This is a genomic window from Tabrizicola sp. (assembly GCF_051645465.1).
In the GTDB taxonomy this organism is placed as follows: Bacteria; Pseudomonadota; Alphaproteobacteria; order Rhodobacterales; family Rhodobacteraceae; genus Tabrizicola.
In genome coordinates this window covers 1-4418 of sequence record NZ_JBOFBI010000393.1, presented here as the reverse complement: position 1 = coordinate 4418, position 4418 = coordinate 1, and the positions used below count along the sequence as shown (strand labels likewise).

General features: G+C 62.6%; 5 protein-coding genes. All 5 read right to left on the bottom strand.

Annotation, left to right across the window (positions count from 1 at the left end; all coding sequences use genetic code 11):
- Positions 1-526: NAD(P)/FAD-dependent oxidoreductase (locus ACRCSW_RS23955; protein WP_438708166.1), on the bottom strand; the 526-nt coding region annotated here is incomplete at its 3' end.
- A gap of 214 nt (positions 527-740) precedes the next feature.
- Entirely contained in the window at positions 741-1064 is a 324-nt protein-coding gene (locus ACRCSW_RS23950; RefSeq protein WP_438708165.1) for a DUF1971 domain-containing protein, read from the bottom strand.
- Positions 1065-1682: 618 nt separating this feature from the next.
- Complete coding sequence (gene ccoS, locus ACRCSW_RS23945) at positions 1683-1841, bottom strand: cbb3-type cytochrome oxidase assembly protein CcoS (RefSeq protein ID WP_438708164.1); 159 nt, start codon at positions 1839-1841, stop codon at positions 1683-1685.
- 2 nt (positions 1842-1843) lie between these two features.
- Entirely contained in the window at positions 1844-4057 is a 2214-nt protein-coding gene (locus ACRCSW_RS23940) for a heavy metal translocating P-type ATPase (protein ID WP_438708163.1), read from the bottom strand.
- A partial coding sequence (locus ACRCSW_RS23935) for a DUF2189 domain-containing protein (RefSeq protein ID WP_438708162.1) occupies positions 4015-4418 on the bottom strand: 404 nt, incomplete at its 5' end. The genes ACRCSW_RS23935 and ACRCSW_RS23940, both read right to left, overlap by 43 nt.

Sequence of the window (4418 nt, the reverse complement as noted above, 5' to 3'; positions counted from 1 at the left end):
CTGGGTCGGTCTCACGCTCGGCCCGCTCGAACGCCAAGAGCAGGCGGCGGCGGATGGTCGTCGCATCCTCAAGCGTCTTGAGGCCGGGGGCCACAGCTTCCCATTCGTCCCGGCCGAAATAGGCGTGCCGGGCACCAGTTGCGACAACCAGCGTGTCATAGCTGACGCGGGTACCGTCCTCGAGCTCCACCGTTCGGCCAGCGACGTCAACACCGCAGACCCGTGCGAGAAGGGTTGTCACATCCGGGCGGTTCCGAAAGAGGCTGCGGATCGGCCAGGCGATTTCAGAGGTCGCAAGGATCGTGGTGGCGACCTGATAGAGCAGGGGCTGGAACAGGTGGTGGTTGCGCTGGTCAATCAGGGTGATACGCGTGCCCGCTCCGCGCAAACTCTGAACAAGCTGCAAGCCGCCGAAGCCCGCGCCGATCACGACAACATGGTGGCGGACATCCGCAGTCGATGTGAGAGGAGGCTGGTCGGTAGAAGGGAGCCAGCGGGGCTCCGAGGTCATAGCTGGATCACTCATATGTCTTCTCGCGATCGGAGACCACGATAGTGAAGTATGTCCTACCCGTAGTGCGAACAAGATCAGCGAAGCCACGCATCGCATCAATACGACGCGAGAACCCGTCGGCTGATGTTTGAGGGACAGTTTAGCCGCTTGCCGATAGCCGTGTTTGTACAGAACACTGGTATACCAACACATACCGAAAGAGAGACGCTATGTTACTGGACCTGAATCACATTCGGCTCGCCATGCCGGAAAGCAGGGAGTCCGAATCACGAAAGAATTGAATGAAAAACCGACTATCATCGGTAAGTGTCACACTATGGATCGTCTGTGGTGGGATGACCTGGACTTCGCCCGTGTTTATCTCGCGTGTTTCTCCCAATTCCTTGTCGTGAAAGACCACACTCCCAGACGTCACGTTCAGAACACCCCAAACGCCCGCCTTAGTCGAATGATCCCGTCCCAAGGCCGCCGGTATAGAAGTTAAGGAAAACTCGGGCGACTGTTTGTGTTGCACGAGCCCTGGGGGCAACTTGCGCGCAGCAAGTGACATGAGTTATGTCCTTTCTCTTATAGTGAACCAGGGTAGTGCCAACAGCACTGCGACCTTGATGACTTCTAAGACTACAAATAGATAGTGTAATTGACTTGGGGGCAGTGTTACTCCGGAGATTACAGCGTCCGTTCTCTCATTGAGGAGCGGCATTAACCATAACCGTTGTACAAGGAAGCATACAACGGCCGCGCTGACAGAGAGCTGAGCACTCTTGGAGGGGGACGCTCGGACCAAGGGCGGAATGAAGCTGGCGAGGAGGATCAGAACACAAACAGTTTCTGCGATGCCGATCCAGTAAAATTGGGCCCTGCCAACTTCCAACGCAACACTCAATTCAAGAGATGGCGCTTGAAATTTTGCCGGCGCGGCAATGAGCGAACCGCCAAGCACTACACCTGCCCATACTGCTGCAATAGTTGGTAAAAGTTTCGTCATAGTACTAACTCCGAATCGGCTGGCTCAGAACATTAGTCTACGCAGAGAGTGTTGGACCTGCGGCCGACTTGCCGGGACTATCGTCGTAGTCTGTGACTAGTGGCATCGAGCAATTGTCGAAGGCCTCCTCATTTTCAAATTAGCGTGAATCGGACACAGTCAGTCGCTGGTGAGTGTTTTTTACGGTTTTGGATTGTTGTCCCAATCCGGCAGCAGTATGCGCGCCGCATCACCTGAGGGGTCGTCATACTGCCGATGCCGCAGCGTCCAGACGAAAGCGCCGAGGCCCAGAAGGCCAAGTCCAAGCGACACCGGGATCAGCCAGATGAGCGCCTCCATGGCTAGCGCGTCCGCATGGCGTTTAGCGAGACGGTGATCGAAGACAGCGACATGGCGATGGCCGAGATCAGCGGTGTGGCAAAGCCCAGCAATGCGATGGGGACGGCGATGACGTTGTAAGCGACGGAGAGTGCGAAGTTCTGCCGCATCCGTGCTACGGCGACTCGCGACAGGCGCACGGCATCGGCAAGGGGGGCAAGATCGGTGCCAAGCAGCACGATGTCGGACGCCGCACGGGCCGCATCCAGCGCTTGTGCGGGCGCGATGGAGACATGCGCAGCCGCAAGGGCCGCCGTGTCGTTCAGCCCGTCACCGATCATCAAGACCTTCGCCCCCCCGGCCGATAGCGCGCTGATCTGCGCGGCCTTGTCTGTGGGGGTCAGACGGGCCTCGAAGCTGTCGATCCCCAACCGCTTGGCAAGGCTTGCCACCGGTATCGCCGCGTCGCCTGACATCAACATGACTCGCAAACCTAGTGCCTTCATTCCCGCGACGGCAGCCTCGGCCCCGGGGCGCAGGCGGTCGGTGAAGCGGAAGGTAACGGGAGGTGCGGTTCCGACCCGCAGATGTGTGGCTGTCGTCTCATCCTGCCCGATGCCGAGCCAGTCGGCCCGTCCAAGCTGCACCTGATGGCCTTGCCAGATGCCCTGAATGCCGTAGCCAGGTACTTCGGTCACCTTGGTGACATGCGCAGGCCGGACCCCAAAAGTCTTGATCGCCTGCGCCAAGGCCCGCGCCAGTGGATGCGACGATGCATCGGCCAGTGCAAACGCCACGGCAAGGTCGCGGCGATTGTGGCCGTCCAGACCCGCCACTTCGGGCACGCCAAGGGTCAGCGTCCCGGTTTTGTCGAAGACGACGACCGTAGCTTCGGCCAACCGCTCCAGCGCAGTGCCGGTCTTGATCAGCATGCCACGGCGGAAGAGCCACCCGCTCGCCGCCGTGACAACTGCAGGCACCGCAAGACCCAGCCCGCAGGGACAGGTGATGATCAGCACCGCCACCGCGATGTTGATCGCCAGCCGCGCGTCGCTGGTGGCGGCCCACCAGACGGCGAAGGCCCCAAGCGACAAAAGATGCACAACCGGCACATAGACCCGCGCGGCCCGGTCGGCCAAGGTGGTGTAGCGCCCGCGCGAGGCTTCGGCGACGGCCACAAGATCCGCCATGCGGTGCAGGGAACTGTCGCGCCCGGCATGGGTCACGCGCAGGGTCAACGGCCCGGTCAGATTCGTCTCGCCCGCTGATACCCGGCTGCCGGGGCCTGCGAATACGGGCACCGTCTCGCCGGTCAGGATGGCGCGGTCGAGCTCGCTGGTGCCGTCGGTGACAATGCCGTCGACCGGCATCCGGCCACCGGGGCGCACCAGCACCAGATCGTCGGGGCGGAGGTCGGTCACCTCAACCGTCTCGGTGCCCCCCGGCCCGATGCGCAGGGCGCGGGGCACTTCCAGAGCCGACAGCACCGCTGCCGCCGACCGCGCGGCCGCACGGGTGCGATGGTCAAGGTAACGTCCGGCCAGCAGGAAGAAGGTCAGCGTCACCGCCGCATCGAACCACGCGACCGGGCCGCCTTGGGTGGTCTCGAAAACCGAGATGCCAGTGGCCAGCAGGATGGCCACTGAAATCGGCACATCCATCCCGACCTGCCGCGCGCGGAGCGATGCCCAGGCGCTGCGGAAGAACGGCTGTGCAGCATAGGCCACTGTTGGCACGGCAATCGCCAGCGATATCCAGTGGAACATGTCGCGCAAGGCCCCGCCCGCACCGGACCAGACGGCAACCGACAGAAGCATGACGTTCATCATCGCAAAGCCCGCGACGGCAAGGCGCATCGACAGCTGCCGCCCCTGCCGGTCCGTTTCGGTGGATGACAGTGCTGTCGCGTCCAGCTCATGTGCCTCGTGCCCCAACCCGGCAAGGACGCCGACCAGATCGGCAGCCGTGATCCCGGCAGCGGCCTCGACGCTTGCGCGTTTCAGGGTCAGGTTCACCCGCGCCGAGCGCACCCCGGGGGTTGCGTTCAGGCCAGCCTCGATCTTGCCGATGCAGGCGGCACAATGGACATTCGGCAGTGACAGCATCAGCCGCGAAGGGATCTCGGCCGCCTCAAGCGCAAGGGGCACGGCCACGCAGCCGGGGCAGCCCATACCGCCAGGATGTTCGGCCACCGTCACTGCGCAACTCCGGCTTTCACGGCATCCCAGGCGTGCCATGTGGCATGGCCCAGCACGGGAAAGATGATGACCATGGCCAGAAGCCCGGTCGCCAGTGCCACCATGAATAGCCCGGCCACGATCGCCCCCCAAAGCAGCAAGGGGCGCAGGTTGTGCCAGACCAGCGCTAGGCTGTTGCCCATCGCGGTAAGGGCGTCAGTATGATGGTCGAGAAGCATCGGCATGGCAAAGAGGCTGATCCCGAAGGCAAAGCCCGCGAACAGCGCCCCGATGGCAGACCCCGTGGCCAGGATGGCCCAGCCGGTCGGCGTGCCGATCAGCATGGGCAGCACGTCGGCCAGCCCGCCAAAGGGCTGTATCCCCAGAAACAGGGCATAGATCAGCACGGCGGCCCGCATCC

What these genes read in the sequence shown, in the direction of transcription:
- ACRCSW_RS23940 (WP_438708163.1), bottom strand. Translation starts at nt 4,057, where the DNA reads ATGGCACGCCTGGGATGCCGTGAAAGCCGGAGTTGCGCAGTGACGGTG.
- ACRCSW_RS23950 (WP_438708165.1), bottom strand. Translation starts at nt 1,064, where the DNA reads ATGTCACTTGCTGCGCGCAAGTTGCCCCCAGGGCTCGTGCAACACAAA.
- ccoS (WP_438708164.1), bottom strand. Translation starts at nt 1,841, where the DNA reads ATGGAGGCGCTCATCTGGCTGATCCCGGTGTCGCTTGGACTTGGCCTT.